Origin of the sequence: Microbacterium sp. CFBP9034 (genome assembly GCF_034045255.1) — a bacterium.
GTDB lineage: Bacteria > Actinomycetota > Actinomycetes > Actinomycetales > Microbacteriaceae > Microbacterium.
This window is the reverse complement of sequence record NZ_JAXCWC010000001.1, coordinates 1,302,724-1,321,342: the sequence shown is the minus strand read 5'-3', so window position 1 is coordinate 1,321,342 and position 18,619 is coordinate 1,302,724. Positions and strand designations below refer to the sequence as shown.

At 68.0% G+C, this 18,619-nt stretch carries 12 protein-coding genes; 5 read left to right on the top strand and 7 right to left on the bottom strand.

The window, feature by feature from the left end; translation table 11 throughout:
* Nucleotides 1-13 precede the first annotated feature (13 nt).
* The 4 genes from SOM19_RS05890 to SOM19_RS05875 all read left to right on the top strand — a co-directional run bounded on the left by SOM19_RS05890 (nt 14) and on the right by SOM19_RS05875 (nt 5,733).
* Nucleotides 14-1,414, top strand: coding sequence for an O-antigen ligase family protein (locus SOM19_RS05890; RefSeq protein ID WP_320485618.1), 1,401 nt, complete (start codon nt 14-16; stop codon nt 1,412-1,414).
* Nucleotides 1,411-2,736, top strand: coding sequence for an O-antigen ligase family protein (locus SOM19_RS05885; RefSeq protein WP_320485617.1), 1,326 nt, complete (start codon nt 1,411-1,413; stop codon nt 2,734-2,736). Before SOM19_RS05890 ends, SOM19_RS05885 begins: the two co-directional genes overlap by 4 nt.
* 103 nt (nt 2,737-2,839) lie before the next feature.
* Nucleotides 2,840-4,750 carry a glycosyltransferase gene (locus SOM19_RS05880; protein ID WP_320485616.1) on the top strand — a complete coding sequence of 637 codons (1,911 nt, stop codon included), beginning with the start codon at nt 2,840-2,842 and terminating at the stop codon, nt 4,748-4,750.
* Complete coding sequence (locus SOM19_RS05875) at nt 4,747-5,733, top strand: glycosyltransferase (protein WP_320485615.1); 987 nt, start codon at nt 4,747-4,749, stop codon at nt 5,731-5,733. Before SOM19_RS05880 ends, SOM19_RS05875 begins: the two co-directional genes overlap by 4 nt.
* Here the strand turns inward: SOM19_RS05875 and SOM19_RS05870 are convergent.
* On the bottom strand, nt 5,730-7,349 hold the full coding sequence (locus SOM19_RS05870) for a DUF2142 domain-containing protein (protein ID WP_320485614.1): 1,620 nt from the start codon (nt 7,347-7,349) through the stop codon (nt 5,730-5,732). The genes SOM19_RS05875 and SOM19_RS05870 overlap by 4 nt on opposite strands.
* A gap of 166 nt (nt 7,350-7,515) precedes the next feature.
* Between SOM19_RS05870 and SOM19_RS05865 the strand changes: the two genes are divergently transcribed.
* Nucleotides 7,516-9,021, top strand: coding sequence for a polysaccharide pyruvyl transferase family protein (locus SOM19_RS05865; protein ID WP_320485613.1), 1,506 nt, complete (start codon nt 7,516-7,518; stop codon nt 9,019-9,021).
* On the opposite strand, the gene SOM19_RS05860 is transcribed toward SOM19_RS05865, so the two are convergent.
* From SOM19_RS05860 to SOM19_RS05835, 6 genes are all read right to left on the bottom strand, one after another.
* On the bottom strand, nt 8,956-10,131 hold the full coding sequence (locus SOM19_RS05860; RefSeq protein WP_320485612.1) for a glycosyltransferase family 2 protein: 1,176 nt from the start codon (nt 10,129-10,131) through the stop codon (nt 8,956-8,958). The genes SOM19_RS05865 and SOM19_RS05860 overlap by 66 nt on opposite strands.
* Complete coding sequence (locus SOM19_RS05855; protein ID WP_320485611.1) at nt 10,128-13,565, bottom strand: glycosyltransferase family protein; 3,438 nt, start codon at nt 13,563-13,565, stop codon at nt 10,128-10,130. The genes SOM19_RS05860 and SOM19_RS05855 overlap by 4 nt, the downstream gene beginning before the upstream one ends.
* A gap of 144 nt (nt 13,566-13,709) precedes the next feature.
* Complete coding sequence (locus SOM19_RS05850) at nt 13,710-15,332, bottom strand: glycosyltransferase family 39 protein (RefSeq protein ID WP_320485610.1); 1,623 nt, start codon at nt 15,330-15,332, stop codon at nt 13,710-13,712.
* A 4-nt stretch (nt 15,333-15,336) separates the two neighbouring features.
* Nucleotides 15,337-16,563 carry a polysaccharide pyruvyl transferase family protein gene (locus SOM19_RS05845; protein WP_320485609.1) on the bottom strand — a complete coding sequence of 409 codons (1,227 nt, stop codon included), beginning with the start codon at nt 16,561-16,563 and terminating at the stop codon, nt 15,337-15,339.
* Nucleotides 16,560-17,534 carry a lysylphosphatidylglycerol synthase domain-containing protein gene (locus SOM19_RS05840; protein ID WP_320485608.1) on the bottom strand — a complete coding sequence of 325 codons (975 nt, stop codon included), beginning with the start codon at nt 17,532-17,534 and terminating at the stop codon, nt 16,560-16,562. The genes SOM19_RS05845 and SOM19_RS05840 overlap by 4 nt, the downstream gene beginning before the upstream one ends.
* An 8-nt stretch (nt 17,535-17,542) precedes the next feature.
* Nucleotides 17,543-18,616 (bottom strand): nitroreductase family protein, encoded by a 1,074-nt coding sequence (locus SOM19_RS05835; protein WP_320485607.1) that lies wholly within the window; start codon nt 18,614-18,616, stop codon nt 17,543-17,545.
* Nucleotides 18,617-18,619 lie beyond the last annotated feature (3 nt).

Here is an 18,619-nt window from a genome sequence, read left to right as displayed (position 1 = left end):
ACCCTGTCAAGCGATGGCCGTCCACTCCAAGCACCCCGCATCGGCGCCGCCGGCGCCCCCGGTCCGTGAGAAGACGGGCCACCTCATGCTGCGCGGGTGGTGCATCTTCGTCCTCTTCATGGCGCTGTCGAGCACCGCATGGGTGCACGCCTTCGGAACGACGGTCACCGCGTGGATCACCATCGGCGGCGGCATCCTCTCGGTCGCCCTGTGGCTGTCGATCCGCCCGCCGGTCCAGTGGCGGCGTCTTCCGTGGTTCGTGGTCGCCTACGTCGCGTGGGCGACGGCATCCCTGCTGTGGTCTGCGTGGCCGCAGACCACCGCACTGACCCTCCTCCTCCTGTGGATCACGACGATTCAGGCACTGTTCGTCGGGAGCGTGCTCACCTGGCGCGAGCTGGTGCGGGCCGCGGCATCCGCTCTGAAATGGGTCATGGGCCTCTCGCTCCTCTTCGAGCTGTGGGTCTCGATCTTCGTGCAGGCCCCGATCCTCCCGGGCTTCGTCGTCGAGGAGGCCGATGACCCGATCGAGTACTGGTCGCGCAACAACCTCTTCGACTTCCCCGGCCGCATCCAGGGGATCATGGGCAGCGCGAACCTGCTCGGTCCGGTGGCGCTGCTCGCGATCATCGTGTTCGCCATCCGCTTCGCCTCGGGCGCTCCCCGGCGCTTCCTGCTCGGCGCCTGGATCGCCCTGTCCGCCTACCTCTTCCTGCGCGCGTCGTCGGCGACCGCGTATGTCGCCGCGGCCGGCGTGCTGATCGTGCTGGCGACCGTGCTCCTGATGCGGCGCGCGCGCCGACCCGGCGAGCGCACCCGCTACTACATCGGATACGCCGTCGTGGGCCTGGGCGGGATCGCCGCGCTGTGGTTCCTGCGCGACAGGCTCTTCCTCGCGCTCGGCCGCACCTCCGACCTCACCGGCCGCGAGGACATCTGGGAGAAGGTGCTGGCGCGCTCGGCCGAGCGACCCTGGCTCGGGTGGGGGTTCGCGACGCCGTGGGCGCCCTGGGACCCGGCGTTCCAGGGCTGGATCATCGACCACGGCCAGAGCGTCCTGCAGGCGCACAACATGTGGGTCGACGTGCGCATGCAGCTGGGCATCATCGGTGTGGTGCTGCTCGGGATGCTGTACCTCGCCTTCGTCTGGCGCTCCTGGTTCTTCGCGATCGACCGGCCGCGCTGGGACCTGCGCGATGACCGGCCCTACTCGGCCCTGACGCTGCTCCCGACGCTCGTCGGCGCCATCGTCCTCGTGCAGGGATTCGCCGAGTCCAACCCACTGCTGGCCTGGGGCTGGATGTTCGTCGTCATGCTCGGTGCCAAGATCAAGCAGTCGCCGCATGTCGGCGAGGGGCCCGCCGAGCAGCGGGCGGCCATCGAGCGCGGCGAGCCGACCAGGCGGGGGGCGTGACCTCGCCCGCCGGCCGGGCCGCCTCGGCGCCCGGGTGGCTCGGGTCGCTGCTCGCCTCCGCAGCCTTCGCCCGCGCCTATACGATCGCCGTCCTGGGAGTGGTGTTCGGCTCGTTCGCGATCGAGCGCATCGCGGGACGAGTGACCTACATCTCCATGATCACCGGGCTGTGCGTCCTCGGCGTCGGGGTGCTCATCGTGCGACGCCAGGAGATCTCGCTGCTGCGGCTGGTGCCGACGACGCTGGTCGTCTTCGTCGGCTGGGCGCTGCTGAGCGTCTTCTGGAGCTCGGACACTGCGACCTCGTTCTGGAGCTGGGTGACCACGGCATCACTCGCCTTCCTGGCAGTCGTGATCGGCCACCTGCGCGACACGCTGCAGACCGCGCGCGCGCTCGGCGACGTGCTGCGAGCGCTCCTCTCCGCGTCGCTCGCCGTCGAGGTGCTCTCGGGCGTGCTGCTCGACATGCCGTTCCCGTTCCTCGGCGTGCAGGGCAACCTGGCCGAGCTCGGACCGGTGCAGGGCATCTTCGGCACCCGCAACATGCTCGGCTTCGTCGCCGTGCTGGCGCTCATCACGTTCCTCATCGAGTACCGGACGCAGTCCGTCCGCCCGGGAGTCTCGATCGTGTCCGTCGTGCTCGCAGGAGGCCTCGCCGCGCTCAGCGACTCCCCGACGGTCCTCGTCCTCGCGGTCGGCGTCGGCGCCGCCGTGGGCGCCCTGGCGCTGGTGCGGCACACCCGTCCCGAACGGCGGGGGGCGCTGCAGCTGGGGCTCGGTGCGCTGGTGGTGCTCGCGGTGATCGTCGGCTACGTGGCGCGGCATCCGATCATCGCGTGGATCGGCGCCGGCAGCGACTTCTCGATGCGCGTCGACCTCTGGAACGTCATGGTCGACCTCCAGCGCGCGCGGCCCGTGCAGGGCTGGGGCTGGTTCGGCGCGTGGAGTCCCCGCGACCAGCCGTTCAGCTTCATCAACTACTTCCTCGGCTCGTCGCACGCCACCGGGCTGAACGCCTACTTCGACGTGCTCCTGCAGCTCGGCTGGATCGGGCTCATCCTGTTCGTCGCGCTCGCGTCCATCGCGCTCGTGCGGTCATGGCTGGCCGCGAGCGAGCGACGCTCGGTCATCTACGCCTGGACCCCGCTCATCCTGGTCGCCCTGCTCGTCGACTCCATGTTCGAGAGCTTCACCCTCACCGGTCTCGGCTGGATGATGCTGGTGCTCTGCGCTGTTCGCGCCGGCCTCTCCCGCTCGTGGCGGGAGCGGATCGATGCCGTGAGCGACCTCGACGGGCTGCCGCACGACGGGACACGGGCCTGACGCCGCGCGTCCTGCCGCCCAGGGAAGCGGACCCGGCCGCAGGGTAAGATTCCCACTTGGCCCGACGCCTCGGCGCCTGTCAGCCCCACCGGAGAAGCTCCCCGTGCCTCACGTCCTGCAGAACGTCGTCTTCCCCACCGACCGCGACCCCGACCTCCTCCCGCTGTACGTCGACCCGGAGACGTGGTCCGTCATCGACGAGGAGCCCGTGCGGGTGTCCAACCGGGCACAGCTCGGCAACATCCTGGGGCGCAACTCCGCGCGGATCGTCGCCGGCCGGCGCGTCTCCTTCGGGACGTACTTCAACGCCTTCCCCGCGTCGTACTGGCAGCACTGGACGCCGGTCCGCCAGGTCACGCTCACGGTGCGGACCGTCGGACCCGCCACGATCCTGGTGTATCGGTCCAACGGCTCGGGCGTGCGCCAGCGCATCGAGACCCGGGAGGTCGACGGTGCGGCGAGCTCCGACTTCGAGCTCGTCCTCGACCAGTACAGCGACGGCGGCTTCATCTGGTTCGACATCGTCGCCGACGAGAAGAACGCGCTCTTCGAAGGCGCGGAGTGGACGACGGAGCAGGACCCGACTCGCGAGGGCAAGGCCTCGATCGGCATCACGACGTACAACAAGCCGGACTACTGCATCTGGACCCTCATGAACCTCGCCGAGGCCGAGGATGTGCTCGAGCTCGTCGACCGCATCTTCCTCATCGATCAGGGCGACAAGCGCGTGGACGCTCAGCCGGAGTACGCCCAGGTCGCGGCATCGCTCGGCGAGACGCTGCAGGTCATCACGCAGCCCAACCTGGGCGGCTCCGGCGGCTTCGCCCGAGCCATGACCGAGACCCTGGCGCGGCCCGAGAGCGAGTTCGTGCAGCTCCTCGACGACGATGTGCGTCTCGAGCCCGAGTCCGTGCGCCGATCGATCGTGTTCGGCCGCTACGCCTCGGTCCCCACCATCGTCGGCGCGCACATGTTCGACCTGCTCGATCGGCCGAAGCTCCACGCCTGGGCCGAGGTCGTCGACGACGAGCCCTTCATGTGGCGTGCGGTCTACCAGGAGAAGCTGCCGCACGACTTCAGTGTGGCCAACCTCCGTCAGACGCCGATGCTCCACATGCGGCTCGACGCCGACTACAACGGCTGGTGGATGTGCCTGATCCCGCTCGCCATCATCCGCGAGGTGGGTCTGGCGCTGCCGGCGTTCATCAAGTGGGATGACGCGGAGTTCTGCCTCCGCGCGCGCGAGGCAGGCTTCCCCACGGTGTCGATGCCGGGCGTGGCCCTGTGGCACGTGTCATGGGTCGGCAAGGACGACTCGATCGACTGGCAGGCCTACTTCCACGCGCGCAACCGCATCGTGGCGGGCCTCCTGCATTCGACGGCGCCCCGTGGCGGCACGCTGCTCCGCCACAGCCGTCGCATGGACCTGAAGCACCTCATGATGATGCAGTACTACCCCGTCGAGCTGCGCCACAAAGCCCTCCGCGACGTGCTCTCCGGGCCGGGGCACATGCGCGGCAACCTCGCGACGGCGATGCCCGCCGCCCGCGCCCTCGCGGCCGAGTTCCCCGAGACGGTCGTCCACAAGGACTCCGGAGTGCCCCTGCGCGCACGGCGCGGCCGCGCGGTCTTCAAGCGCATGTCCACCCACAACCTGGACAACCCGACGGGGATGCGCCTGCGGTGGTTCACCCTGTCCACGCTCGTCGCGCACTGGCTGCACTCCCCCAAGGCAGCGAACCTGACCCACCCCGAGGTCGAGTTCGGCAAGAGCGACGCCCACTGGTGGCGCCTGCCGAACTTCGACAGCGCTCTGGTCAGCGCCGCCGACGGCTCGGGCAAGAACATCTACACGCGCGACCGCGCGCAGTACCGCCGCAAGCTCGTGGAGAGCTTCCGGCTCCACCGGCGCCTCCGGCGCGAGTGGCCGCAGCTGTCGGCCCAGTACCGTGCCGCGGCCCCCGAGCTCACATCGCTTCGCGCGTGGCAGCGCACCTTCGAGGAGTCACGATGACCGGTGCCGAGGCATCCGCCCCGCAGCCTTTCGACCCCGCGAGCGCGGCGATCGCCGTCGTCACGTACAACCGGTCGGGCCTTCTCTCCCAGCTGCTCACGAGCATCGCCCAGATGGATCCGAAGCCGGGGCATGTCGTGATCGTCGACAACGCCTCGACGGACGACACGACCGAGGTCGTGGAGTCGTTCCGGGCGCGTCTCGGGACCGAACTCGTGTACCGCCGGATGGAGACGAACACGGGCGGGTCGGGCGGGTTCAGCGAGGGGATGCGCGTCGCGTACGAGCTCGGGGCCGAGTGGATCTGGCTCATGGACGACGACGTCGAGGTGCTCCCCGACGGCCTCGCGAAGATGGGCAAGTGGGCGCCACGCTTCCGGAGCATCCAGGGACGACGCTACGACTACGACGGCAGCGAGTTCTACTGGCAGTACCGGATCGCGGAGCCGATGGGCATCCCCATCCCGTTCGCGCCCGCCGGGTTCGACGAGTCGGGGTACAAGCCGATGAACTCCGGATGCTTCGAGGGGATGTTCATCCACCGCGACATCGTGACGCAGATCGGGCTGCCCGACCCCCGCTTCTTCATCTACTGGGACGACCAGACGTACGGCTGGCTCGCCTCCCGTAAGACGGCGTCCGTGATCGTCGACGAGTTCGTCCTGCGGCGCACCCGCGAGATCAAGCAGTGGGACATGGGCGTGCGCCACATGAACGCGTCGAGCAACGCCTACCGGTACTACATCATGCGGAACCGGGCGCACATCAAGCAGTACTACCGCTCTCTCGGCGTCTACAACCCGATCCTCTTCGGGCTCGGCTCCGCGCTCACCTTCGGCAAGGAGCTGATCCGGCTGGTCTTCGTCGAGCGGACCGTCCGTGGCACGAGCCACCTGTTCCGCGGCATCCGCGACGGGCGCGTGATCGCGAAGGATGCCTCGTGGCGGCCGATGCCGCCACTAGAGGTGACGGCGAACGGCTAGGCCGGCGTCGAGGCGGGCTGCGCCCGCTCCTCGTCCGCAGCCGCCGCCGTCGTAGCCGAATCGCGGCCGCGGATCCACCGGATGGTCAGCACGAGGGCGAAAGCGCAGACCACCACAGCTGCACCGCCGGCCAGGCCGATCGCCGGCGCACCCCCCGGAGTCATGGCCGCGAACGCACGGAGTCCGTCGAGGCTCAGACGATACTGCGATGCCTCGTACTCGCCGATATAAGCGCGCAGCAGTCCTGCCGCGGCCACGACGGCAGCCAGGCCGACGAGAGCGACGCCCACGGTGCGTCTCTGGGCCGGCACGATGAACCGCCGCCACGCGACGGCACTGACCACGACCAGTGCGACGATCGTGACGAAGAGGTACCGCCCCTGCAATCCTGCGAACTGCTGAGTGCGCACGTAGTGACGCCACGTGTTGACGAAGAGCAGGACGAGCACGAGAGCGGGCAGCGAAGCGAGCACGACGACCTGCCAGCGCACCGGGCCGCGCCGGAACGCGTAGACGACGACCACGGACAGTGCGATCACACTGAGGACATCCGTCAGCAGCTGAGGCAGCGGGTACTCGAGCCAGCCGAAGTTTCCCCAGAAGCTCCCCGTCATCCGGGTCCACATACGATCCAGATACGCGATGACGTCGGGTGACGTACCCGGTTCCCACGGGACGGTGTCACGGATTCCGGCCAGCCCGCTCGGCTGCAGATCACCGAAGAGCAGGAGGTTCCGCAGCCACCACCACCCGCCGATGAAGAACGCGATCGCCAGCGACGACCCGGCTCGGAGAACGCGACGGCCGACGGTTGAGCCTCGTGGCCAGACGATGAGCGTAACCGCCGCGAACGGGATGAACGGCAGGGCCGTCCCCTTCGTGAGGAGCGCAAGCCCGAGAGCGACGCCGAGTGCGATGACGATGCGCCAGCGGGCATCACCGGTCATGACCCGTGTGCCGAGCCACACGACGATGGAGCACAGGAGGATGGTCAGACCGTCGTTGGACACGGAGGCCAGGATCTGCGCGAGCTGGGGGACGGCGAGAAGCGCTGCCGCTCCCACGACCGCCGCGCGAGGCGACCGGGTGATGCGGCGCGTGCTCGCCCACACGAGCAGCGGCAGCGGCGCCGCGAAGATGAGTCCGGCGAGCCGGAGGCCGACCAGTGCAACGTCGGCCCTCAGGTCCATGAATCCGATCGACTGGAGCACGACCGCCGCAAAGGCATAGTAGAGCGGCGGGTGCTGGGTCATCTGGTCGACCCCACCTGTCCCGGGTACGTCAGCGGCCAGTTCGGCGAAGGTCGAGCGCTCAGCGGCGGGGACTCCAGCCTCGTCCCGCGCTGCGGCGACCATGCCGTACATCCGCGCGTCGCCGGGTTCGGGCCACGAGAGCTCCTGTGTCAGGCGCACGCCACTGTTCATGTGGGCGTGCTCGTCCGGCGCCCCGTAGATCGGAGTGAGCAGGCTCCAGAGCACCAGGAGCCCAAGGAATGCGAGGGTGAGGACGGCGACGACGATGAGCTCTCGGCGCGAGACGGCGGGATTCGCAGTGCGTTCCGGCGGCGTCGCGAGAACCGCGACCGCCTCGGGCCCGGGTGTCGAGTCGTGACGCAAAACTCTCCTCTCGCAACGGCCAATCCTAGCGCCGGATCGCTGCGTTGCCCGCCGCGTCCGCCGAAGCGAACCGGGGCGCACGCGATGGGTAGCATCGTAGTGTCGCGACTTCTCATCCAGCGCGACCCCCGCCGCATCCGCCCCACGGGCAGAGGATTGAGAGCCGATGAGCAACGACGCCCGACGACCCTGCCTGCTCGCTGTGGGCGCCTTGGAGCGCGACAACTTCGGCGATCTGCTCTACCCGCTGCTTCTCGAGCACGTGCTCGCCGGGGCGTATGACGTCTCCTACGGAGTGCCCATCGAGCCCCAGGAGCCTGTGGCCCTGGATGAGCGGCCCGCCTCATGGTCCGAGCTGATGGAGAACCGAGCCTTCGACGCCCTGTGGACGGTCGGCGGCGAAGTGGGGGCGACCCCTCCGGAGTACGCCTACCTGACCCGGTTCGGAGTCGATGAGCATAAGGCCCTGCTGGACCGCGGGGCGGACGAGAAGGAGGCCGCCCTGGCGGCCGCGATGGGCGGCGCAGTCCTGGATCCCCCGTATATCCCGCGACCGTCGGCTTTCGCGAAGAACGCGACGACCCCGCTGGTGATCAACTCCGTGGGCCTGTCCGGCATCGCCCACGCGGCGTCATGGCGAGCGCCGGCACTGCGCGCCGCCGTCATGGAAGCGACGTTCGTCTCCGTGCGCGACCGCGCTTCGAGCGCCTTCCTCGATGAGATCGCCGTGGCACACCGGCTTGCTCCCGACATGGCCCACATCATCGCTCGAGTTCGGCCGCGTCGCCGCGGGGAGCACGGAGCCGCTCTGGTCCACCTGTCCGATCACGCGTTCACGACCGCGAGCCCCGAGGAGTGGGCCGAGACCGTCAATGACGCTGTTCCCTCTGCGACTCCGGTGCGGCTGTTCGTCGCAGGTCTCGCGCCCGCCCATGATTCCCTGCACCGTCTCCAAGCTGTGCAAGTCTCGCTGCGCGAGCTTGGCCGCGAAGCGAGAATCAGCGATGCGCGCGGAGTGTGGGAGCGCACGGACGAAATCGCTGGAGCAAGCCTTTGGATCGGGAACTCGCTGCACGGCCGCATCGTCGCGTCCGCCTACGGAGTGCCCCGGGTGAGCCTGGCCAAGCCGAAGGTCGATGCGTACGCCGCCGATTGGGACGATGCCCAGCCGTTCGCCGTGAAAGCCGCCGATCTCGCGTCCGCCGTCGAGCGAGCCCTGGGATCGGATCCTCTACCTGCTGACCATCTTGCCGACGCCGCGATGGAGAATCTGCGCGCCGCGATCGATTCGCTGGACCCCGCGCGCGCAGCGGATCCGGTCGACGTGCTCCGTCGTAGATTGACGGCATCATCGGCAGCGGGCGCTGCGATGTCATCCGTCGCCCGTCACCTCGTCGGGGAGAACAGCGCGCTCGATCGTGCCGCGGCCCGGGCGGATCGTGCCGCGTCACAGGCCGCTCGCGCCGCGCAAGGTCGCATCACCGCCCTGGAGAAGGCAATCGCGTCCCGCGACTCCGAGCTCATTGCAATAACCCAGAGCCGACGCTGGCGACTCTTCGAACGAGTCGATGCCATCAGAGGAGCCGTGCGCCGAAGCCGGGCAGGGTCAGATGCTCTCCCGCAGACGGCGCACGATGGCCTTGGGCGCGCGAACGACGCGGCCCAGAAGTGACCGCGCTCGCATCACCGGCAGGGACCTGACACGGGCGAGCTCTCCCACCGCCGTATCCCGTTCACGTGACGCCGCCCGATGGCGTGCCGCCTCAGCGCGGTAGAGATCGCGCCACATCGTGCTGGCTTCGATGTGTTCGATCTCGAGCGGAATGACGATCCGGGCGACAGTCGCCGCGGCGATCCGCTCATCCGGCGCATAGCCGACGACATCGCCGCCCATCGCCGCGGCGAGGTGCTGCGGCATGACGGCGTCCCCGGACTCGAGCAGGCTCTGAAGCCCCTGGTGGACGCGAAGATCCTCGACGAACCCGTCGTCCTCCGGCAGATCGGGATGCCGCACGAGGTAGAGGGGCTCGAGGACACCGGCTTTCCAGAAGCGATAGTCCCGCATTCCGTGGTGTCGAGGACTCGGGTTCAGGGTCGGGTTGGCATCGTACGAGCGCCCGGTGTTCGCGATCTTCGTGCCGTACTGCTCGTACGACCGCCATGGGTAGTGCAGGACCTCCAGGGCGTACGCCGGCTCCGGCTTGCCGAGGCTGGGGATATCGACGCCATGGTTGCCCTGTCCGACGACCACGCCGGCGCGCCCGACGTGGATGATGTCGGCAGTCGGGTGCGCGTGCAGTGCGACCGTAGCCATCAACGACGACTCGTCGCGGACGTCACGCAACGTCAAGCGTGCGAGGGAGGGCCCCGACCGCGCGGGCACTCCGCTCATGTTGACGACCGGCACCGAGAAGGAGCCGAGGCTTGTCGGGATCCGCCGGAGAGCCGCGCGCAGGGTGAGGCCGGGGTCGCGCGGGAGGAAGAACTCGTCGGCGTCGGCGTTGATGACCCATGTCGCACCGTGCTCGGTCGCAGCCCGCGAAGCCATGCCCGACACCACGGCGGTCTGGTTCTTGTCATGTGCCAGGTAGTCGTGGAGCTCGAGGCGGCCGGTCGCGGCATAGTCGGCCAGGATCTCGCGAGTGCCGTCGAGCGACCCGTTGTCGGTGGCGATGATCAGGTCCACACCCTGCGCCAGGTGATGCTCGATCATCGCCGCGATGATGTCGGCTTCATCGCGCACCATGAGTGTCATCACGATCTTCGGTTCGCGCACGGTCATCGCTTGGCGCCTCTCAGTTCAAGGGCGTCGTCGAGCAGCACGCGGGCTCGCGCATCGAAGGAGTGCTCGACACCGACTTTGCGGGCGAGTGCCTCGAGCTCCGTCTGCTCAGGCCAGTCCGGGGATTCAGCGTCGAGCAGTCGTGCGAGCTCCGACGGCTCCGTGTACGTGCGCACCTGTCCGCCGAAGAGCTCGTCGATGCCGTCCACGTGGTCGCTGACGACACGGGCCCCTGTTGCGGCGGCGTCGAACAACCGGTTCGAGTAGAAGCCGAACTCGGCCATGTCCCGCCAATGGTCGTTCAACACGATGCGAGCTCCCGCGTATGCCGCGGGCAGTTCCTCGTTCGAGATACCGGCGCCCTTCACATACCGGGGATGGATGAACTGCTCCCACCCGTCATCGCCGTACACCTCGGGATCCGCACCCGCGGCGATCGCGTCGGTGACGATCGGGCGGGAGACGCCCCTCGTGCGTCCGACGAACAGAACGCCCCGCTGGGGGCGGTCATCGCGGGCTGTGAGACTGAACCGGGTTGCATCAGTCGCCTGCAGCAGGGTGCGCACGTCCAGTCCCCATCGCTCCCGCACCTGACTCGCCCATGCCGGGCCTGCCGAATAGATCCGTGCGTATCCTGACTCGAGCTCCTGCCGCGTCACGAGATCCGGATGACTGATCACCCACAGCAGGTTCAGTGCATCCGGCTGCGGAAGGAAGGAGGAGAGTCCCCGGAGGGTGAGCGTGATGTCGTCCCAGCCCGTCGAGGCTCGCACGTGGGAGGTCGAACGGTCGACGACCGCCTCCTGACCCAGTCGCCCGAGTGCATCCGCGAGGGCCTCTGCGAAGAAGGTGTCGCCCCAGACATCGCCGGCGAGGTCTCCGGTGGCGGATGACTTGATCGCCCATCGCAGCCGTGGCGGGTGCTCCTCGACGCGGATCGCGGACGCACGACGACGCAGGACCGGCAGGGCCTCCCGCAGCGGGCTGGACCGCTCATGTTTCCAGTGCACCTCCACGAGTTCCAGCTGGCCCTGGTCGAAGAAGGCACGGTCGTCGAGCTGGTCAGTGAGCGCTCGGCGCCAGCGCTGCGCGAAGCGGCGCCGATTCGGAAGCTGATGGTCATGGCGACCGGCGGTTCGGCTCTCGAAGTGCACGACACGCGAGGCGCTGCGCACCCGAAGCCGGCGGCCCGATGACTTCAGGCGGAGGCAGAAGTCGACGTCCTCCATGCCGTTGACGTAATGCGGGTCGAACCCGCCGAGCGCTGCGACGTCCTTGTGGCCGACTGCCAGACATGCGGCTGTGAGCGCCGAGAACTCGTAATCATCGATCGACCGGTCGACGTCGCCCGGGTGAACCTCGGAGAACAGATGGCGAGGCATCGACATCCCGCCGAAGAAGATGGTTCCCGCTGTCTGGACGGTGCGGTCGCCGAAGAGGAGCAGCGGCTGAACCGCACCGACCCCTCCGTCGAGCGCGTCGAGGAGAGGGTCCAGCCAGCCATCCTGCACCGAAGTGTCGTTGTTCAGGAACACCGTCGTGGCGGACCAGAGAGTGGACGCACCCACGTTGGAGCCCACCGCGAAGTCGGTGTTGACCGGCAGCCGTCGCACTGTCACGCGGGGCTCTGCCGCGAAGCAGGCCGCAAGGATCGCCGATACAGGACGCCGTGAGCCATTGTCGATGACGACGGTCGAGACGTCGTCCGCTGTGGTCTCCAGCACACGCCGAACGGCAGACACCGTCATGTTCCAGTCTTCGTACGTCGGCATCACGACCGTGACGCCGTCGCGCGGAGCGCCGTCGAAGGACGTGAGGTACCGGTTTCTCGCTGCATTCGCTCCCGCACGCAGTTCGGTATCCGCTCTGGTCGGGGCGCTGGCGGCCACGATGACGAGCGCTTCGTCGATCACGGCACACCGATCTCGGGCGGCCATTCCGATCAGGAGGTGCCACGCGACCCCCAGGTCGAGCGTCGCGTCCGGCTGACGTGCATCCGCACCGCTCCCTCGGAACACCACACCCGCTCCGCTCAGCCCATCCACCCAGAGGGCATCCTCGGTGCGCAGCCAAGGCTGCGGGGTGGTTCGAGCGACGGCGGCGGCGGCAGCGACCGTCGGATTGCGCCGGATGGCGGTGACTGCGGCGGCGAGGTAGTGCGGCATCCACCGTTCGGCGGGGGTCCAGAACGTCCACCCGTCGGGAGTCGCATCGTCGAGCAGTCTCCGGACGACCGCGCCGGTCGTCTCGCCGTCGCGCCGCGGAACGAAGTCCATCGTCGGGGTTCGCCGGACCAGCTCATCCAGCTGGGCGATACGAGCGACGTCGTCCGACTCGATGATCGCGACCCGCAGTCCGGTGATGGTCTGGTCTGCGGACAACGCGAGAGCGTCTACAGCAGCAGGGTGGCGGAGGTGGCGCTCGTCCACGATGACGAGGCAGGTTCCTGCGATCTGGGCTTCCGGCGTCGCAACGACGTGCCGGCGCAGGACCGGACCGACAGCGCGGACGACCCCGAGTCCCTCGTGGTAGGCGTTCACCCGTTCCCTCACGATTCGCTCAGCGTCAGCCGTGCGAACGGGCGTCACCAGGTCGCACGACGGCGTCATGTCGTCCGGGCGGGCGTGACGCAGGAAGTGCGAGAGGAGGCTGGGCGGATCGGCTGGCGCGTCAAGGGCCGCAGCGTATCGCTTGCCCCAGAAGTGCGGGCTCGCCGGTCCGAGCTCGCCCATGGCGACGTAGTCGAGGAACAGGTTGACGGGACGCTGGCGGCGGGCCTGCGAACGGTCGGTCGCCTGATACCACTCCGCCTCGAAGAACGGGTTGGGCATCCGACCGTCGATCTCGCCGTTCGCGATGTAATCGTCGAGCGCAGCCGGGGCGGACAGCGCCCGGTAGCCGCCGATCTGCATCTCGTAGAACGGCAGATCGATGAGGTCGTTCTCCAGCACCACGGCCGCTGCAGGAGCAATCCGGCGACATCCCTCGAGATAGCTGTCCCACGGCAGACGAGCGCCACCGACGCGGATCATCACCGACCCACCGTCGCTGCGAGCTCGCTCGGTGAGAGCGGCGATCCATCCGCCACGGTGATCGAGCGAGCCGGCGAGCTTCCCCGCGTCGATCAGGCGACTGGGAGTTCCCAGCCAGCGGCTGTGCGGCTCCGCACCGCGCGCAACCCGCGCCAGCTGGTGTCTCAGGAGCAACGCGGCGATCGTCGAGTAGTGGGCGGCCGTGGCATGGATGAACGGGCTCGGAACGACCCCGAGTCGCCAACCGTGCGAGAAGTAGTGGCTCGCAGCCTCACGGTCATTGTCGAACGTGCGGCCGATCAGCATTCCGTAGTAGTCGCCCACGACGACGTTGACGCCTCTCCGGGTGACGAAGAACGGGATCGCCAGGAGCCCGATGAAACCATCCAGCCGACGGGTCAATGCGATCCTTCGGGCGAGTGCCTTCAGCCGCGCTCTCATACCGGATGCCATGATGCCTTTCGTCGCGGTCCACGTCGTCGGCCGACGCCGTGACGGTCCTCGGTGCGGGGCCCGCGAACGGACGACGCCCCGGGCAGATTTTACCTATAGTCGCTGCCGAACCCTGCTCGCGGCGCCGGTGACGTCTTCAGGCAGGTGTGCGGAAGCGACAGCGGCGCAGACGATCGCTGTGATCGCTGCGATCGCCGCGGTGACAACGAGACAAGCGACTGCAATGGAGGAGAACGGGCCGGCAGACGCCATCGCATCCCATCCACCCTCGACCGACCCCCATCGCCGTCGAAAGGTGACGGCGGTACCCCATAGTCCGATCGACACCGCGATCACGCCCGTTGTCGCCGCCGCCACCATCCGCGTCGCACGCCGACGAGGCGCCGTGAGGAGCTGCCAGGCGAGAGCGATGACGAGCATGTAGAAGGTGATCGCGGGGAAGAAGTAGCGACCCTGAATGCCGACGATGCGGCCGCTGTTCCAGAACACCTCCCACGCGTGGAAGGTGATGAGGCCTGCGGTGAGCAGCGGCACGCCCCCGATCAATGCGACGACCAGTCGCGACTTCGAGCGGATTAGGACGAACACCAGTGCGGCCAGAAAGACGACGCCCATCAGGACGATGGCCCAGTCGGGAAGCCGCAGATTCGGGCGGATGGATCCCCAGAACGTCCGGGCCAGCTGCCATACGACGAGGCGGGCGAACCCCGCCAGGCTATAGCCGTCGAAGGCCTCATCCTCGCGTCCGGAGCCCGAGTTGCTCGACTGGATCTCGCCGAACACCAGAATGTTCCTCAGCCACCACCAGCCGCCGATGGCGAAGGCGGAGGCCATCGCCACAGCGGCGGGAGTTAGTCGCCGCATCCACGAGCCGTCAGTGCGCAGACCGGCAACCAGCAGAATGATCAGCGCTGCTGGAATCGCTGTGAGCATCGTGCCCTTCGTCAGAAGGCCGAGTCCGAGGAAGGCACCTGCTCCGATCGCGTCGAACACCCCCGATCGCCAGGACGGATCCCTCGTCGTCAGCGCCCGGACCAGGAAGTAGATCATCCCGCTGCAGGCGAGCAGCGTGAGCGAGTCGTTCGTGACGAGACTCAGCACGTTGAAGAACTGCGGAACGGTGAGGATTGCCAGCCCGCCGATGATCGACGCGGCCGTCCACGACGTGACGCGCCGGACTGCGGCGAGCGCGAATGCGGCGCCGCCGAGCGCGAAGAGAACGGAGACGACTCGAGCACCAGCAGCCAGCTGATCCCAGCGCCAGTCGGCCGCTCCTATCACCGTCAGGATGCCGGCCGTCAGGCCGTAGTAAGTGGGCGGATGCTGCGTCATCCAATCCACGCCGGTCGCACCGTCGAGCGCGGTGCCGGTCATCTGCGTCACAACCGATCGGTCCTCGGCCACGGGGAGCACATCCAGCGCGGGCGTTCCCTTGAAGGGATTTCCCGCTTCTTGAAGCGCGACGAACGTACCCTCAAGCACAGGGGCGGTCTGCGGTGGCGGCCAGCCGCCGCCTTGCATGAGACGGAGGACGGAGTTGAAGTGCACCGGCTCGTCGACTGTCGAGAGCGGCGGAGTGACGATCGACCAGAGTGTGAGAAGCGCTCCGATGGCGATCAGGACCGCGGCGTAACCGATCGGCCCGCTGAGTCGGACCGCGCGGTCGCCGCGTGCCCACGTGCGGTCGGCGTCGTCCTCCCGCGAAGTCGTGATCACGGCCTCACCCACCGCGAACCAGCTCGGCGATCAGGTCCGCCTGCATCAGCGAGCGGGCCTTCACCTCGGGCAGATGGGCGTCCAGCTTCTGCTTGACCGCGTCGCGCTGCGCGTCGAGCTCGGCGAACCGAGAGGCGAGGTACTCGGGGGTGAACTTGTCATGTCCGAACGCCCAGTCCTCGAGTTCGAACATCTCCAGCACCTCGCGGTACTTGTGGCTCCAGCCGATCACCAGCGTCGGGACGGCCATCGCGAGCGACGACACCATGGCGTGGAACCGGCTGGCCACGAACAGCGAGCAGCGCCCGATGAGATAGCGCAGCTGCTGCGAGGTGAGCTCGCGGTCGACGAACACCAGGTCGTCGCCGAGGCGGAGCCGCGCGTGGATCTCGCGGCAGAGCGGCAGATCGTTGTTGTGGGTCTTGTCCGTGCCGGTTCGCACGCTGTGCGGCACCAGGAGGACTCGCTTGCCCTGTGCGCGCACCTGCTCGATGAAGTCCGCGAGCTGGCCGATGTAGTCGCCGCCCGCAGCGTCGACCTTCTTCTGGAGCACGACGCTCGGGCACACTCCGACGACATCGCCGTCGAAGAACGACAGGTCGATGTGCGCACCGACCGCTGCCGCCTCGGTGCCGTCGAGCTCCAGCGAGAACGCGTAGTCGGCCCCCGCCACGATGTTGGTCAGCCCGAGCTGCTCGGCGAACTCGTGCGTGATGCGGCCACGCGTCACGATCGTGCGCACCTTGGGGAGGAACATCCTCGAGGCCCGCCGGTTCACCGGATTCTGGAACGGGCCGATGGCCTGGGCGCACTTGAAGACCGGGGTTCCGGTGTTCAGCGCCGGCAGGATCGACGCCACGTTGTAGAGCAGGAACTTCTCGCGCCCGTCCGTGAAGGTGATGCCGCCCTGGTCCAGGAGCACGTCGGACTCGACGAGGGCGCGGATCGCGCGGGAGCGCTTGCGGATGGTCCCCCGCAGGAAGGGCAGCAGCCGATACGCCAGGGCGAGCGAGTTGATTGTGACGCCCAGCTGCTTGGGGTTCGCCGCGACGATCTCGAGGTTCGGGTAGGGGTTCTGAGCGGCATCTTCAGCGGGATACATGCTGAGCAGCGTGAACTGCGGGTCGTCGAGGCGGGCCTCGAGGGTTTGCACCGCGGCTTCGAGCATCGCCGAAGCTCCCTTGTTGCCCGACAGCGCCGAGCCGATGATCGTGATACGGGGTCCGGTCATGGACGGTACTCCTTGGGGATCGTTCGGCGGACGCCGACGTAGATGAGGGCGATCAGACCGTCGCCGACGGTGCTGAGCAGTCGCGCGAGGAGGCTGATCACGATGGCCTCGGCGACGGGGATGTACTGGCTGAGGATGAGGACGATGATCGCTTCACGGACGCCGAGCCCGCTGGGGACGAAGAACGCCAGGATGCCGATGGCCCCGGCGAGCACGTAGGCGGCGGCGAAGGGCAGCCACTGGTCCGGAGTGACCTCGGTCACCGTGGCCGCGATCATCACGAACCCGACGCCGTTCAGCACCCGGGGGCCGAGGAACTCCACGAGCGCCCACAGCGTCTGCCAGGTGCTGAGGAAGTACTCCGCCGGCACATCGCGCTTGAGCACACGCCGCGCGGGTACGCTGACGATCCTGTGGAAGAAGGGCTTGTAGGAGATCGCCGCGAGCGGGATCAGGATGAGCAGCGGCAGCAGCAGCAGCGTCGCGTTCTCGCCGAAGATCTCCGGACCCAGGCTCACGAGCAGGATGATGACGCTCGGCACGATCGACGCGATCTGCAGGAAGACGTTCTCGTAGACGAAAGTGATGAGCACGAGCGATCGGCTCACACCCTTCTTTCCCGCCCATACGATCTTGTTGACGACGGACCCCACCTGACCGGGGATGTACTTGAGCAGCCAGGAGGCGCACTGGACGGCGATCGCCTCGGCGTGCGAGATCCGGCCCTCGGCGTCTCGGTCGAGGGCGCGCACGATCCGGCCCCACAGGATTCCCGTCAGCGGGACGGCGACGGCGAACAACAGGGTCGCGACGACCCAGAGCCAGTCGAAGGCGAGATGCTCCGCCGCGATCTGGTCCCAGTTGTCCCAGAGCGAGACGGCGAAGAAGTAACCGACGACGCCGAGGACGAGCACGGTGAGCCCCCAGCGGAGGGCGCGCTTCGTCCAGCGAGGTGTGGGTGCGTCTGCCATCGGGCGCGTCAGTTGAACCGGCGGAAGGTGTCGAGTTCCTTCTTCTGCGAGTAGGGCACCATGCCCTCGGGGTGTGCGTAGCCGATTGCGATGAGCATGACGACGCGATCGGTCAGCGCAAGCCCGAGCGTGCTCTGCATCTTGCGCTCGAGGGGCTCGAAGTCCGGCCAGTTGATGACGGACGAGCTGAGACCGAGGGTCTCGAGCCCGAGCATGAACTGCATGGCCGCGAGGGAGCTGTCGACGTAGATCGCGTGCCGGTCGCGCGGACTGAAGTACGACTCGAGCTTTCCGACCACGACGGCGATCGCCGGGATGTTGTGACCGTAGCCGGCCGTACCGAAGGGGATGGACGACACGGTGCGGACCTGCTCCGGGTCGTCGAAGATGCGGAACTCGTACGGCAGCCGATTGCAGGCGGTCGGCGCTTGACGCGCGAGCAGCAGAGCCTTGTCGACGAGCTCCCGCGGCACCGGACGCTGCTCGAACCAGCGCACGCTGCGCCGCTGCATCACCAGGTCTTCGAGACCCTCGTAGTCGATCTCCGAGAGGGCCTTCTTGACATACGGGATCTTGCCGGTGAACTCGCCCGCGTGCGCGGCCGCGTCGAAGCGTGCGCGCGCCGCGGCAATGGTGGCGTCCTCCCCGACGGCGACGCGGAAGTACTCCGTGAGCACGTCGTGAGCCCAGTCCATCTCGCTCTGCTCCATCGTGCTCGGGGCGGTGCGGTACTGCGCCACAGCGTCCTCGTAGAACTCGATGGTCTCGGTGATGTAGTCCCGCGCGAACACATCGCGCCGCGGCCGCATGATGAGGCCCTTCTCCAGGCGGTGGATGTTGCGTCGGAGCTCGACGTGGGTGAGTCGCTCGCGACGCTTGTTCCGGTAGTAGTCCCGACGCCCGCGCAGCACCGCCGACTGCTCCCGGTTGAAGGTGATGAAGCTGACGAAGTACCAGAAGTGCGTAAGGAACCTGCTCGAACCGAAGCTCTCCAGGACGACCCGGTTCACGACTTCGTAGACACGCCGGATCCACGTGATCGCGAGCAGATCCTTGGCAATGCGTTTGAGCGTGTTCAGCACGCG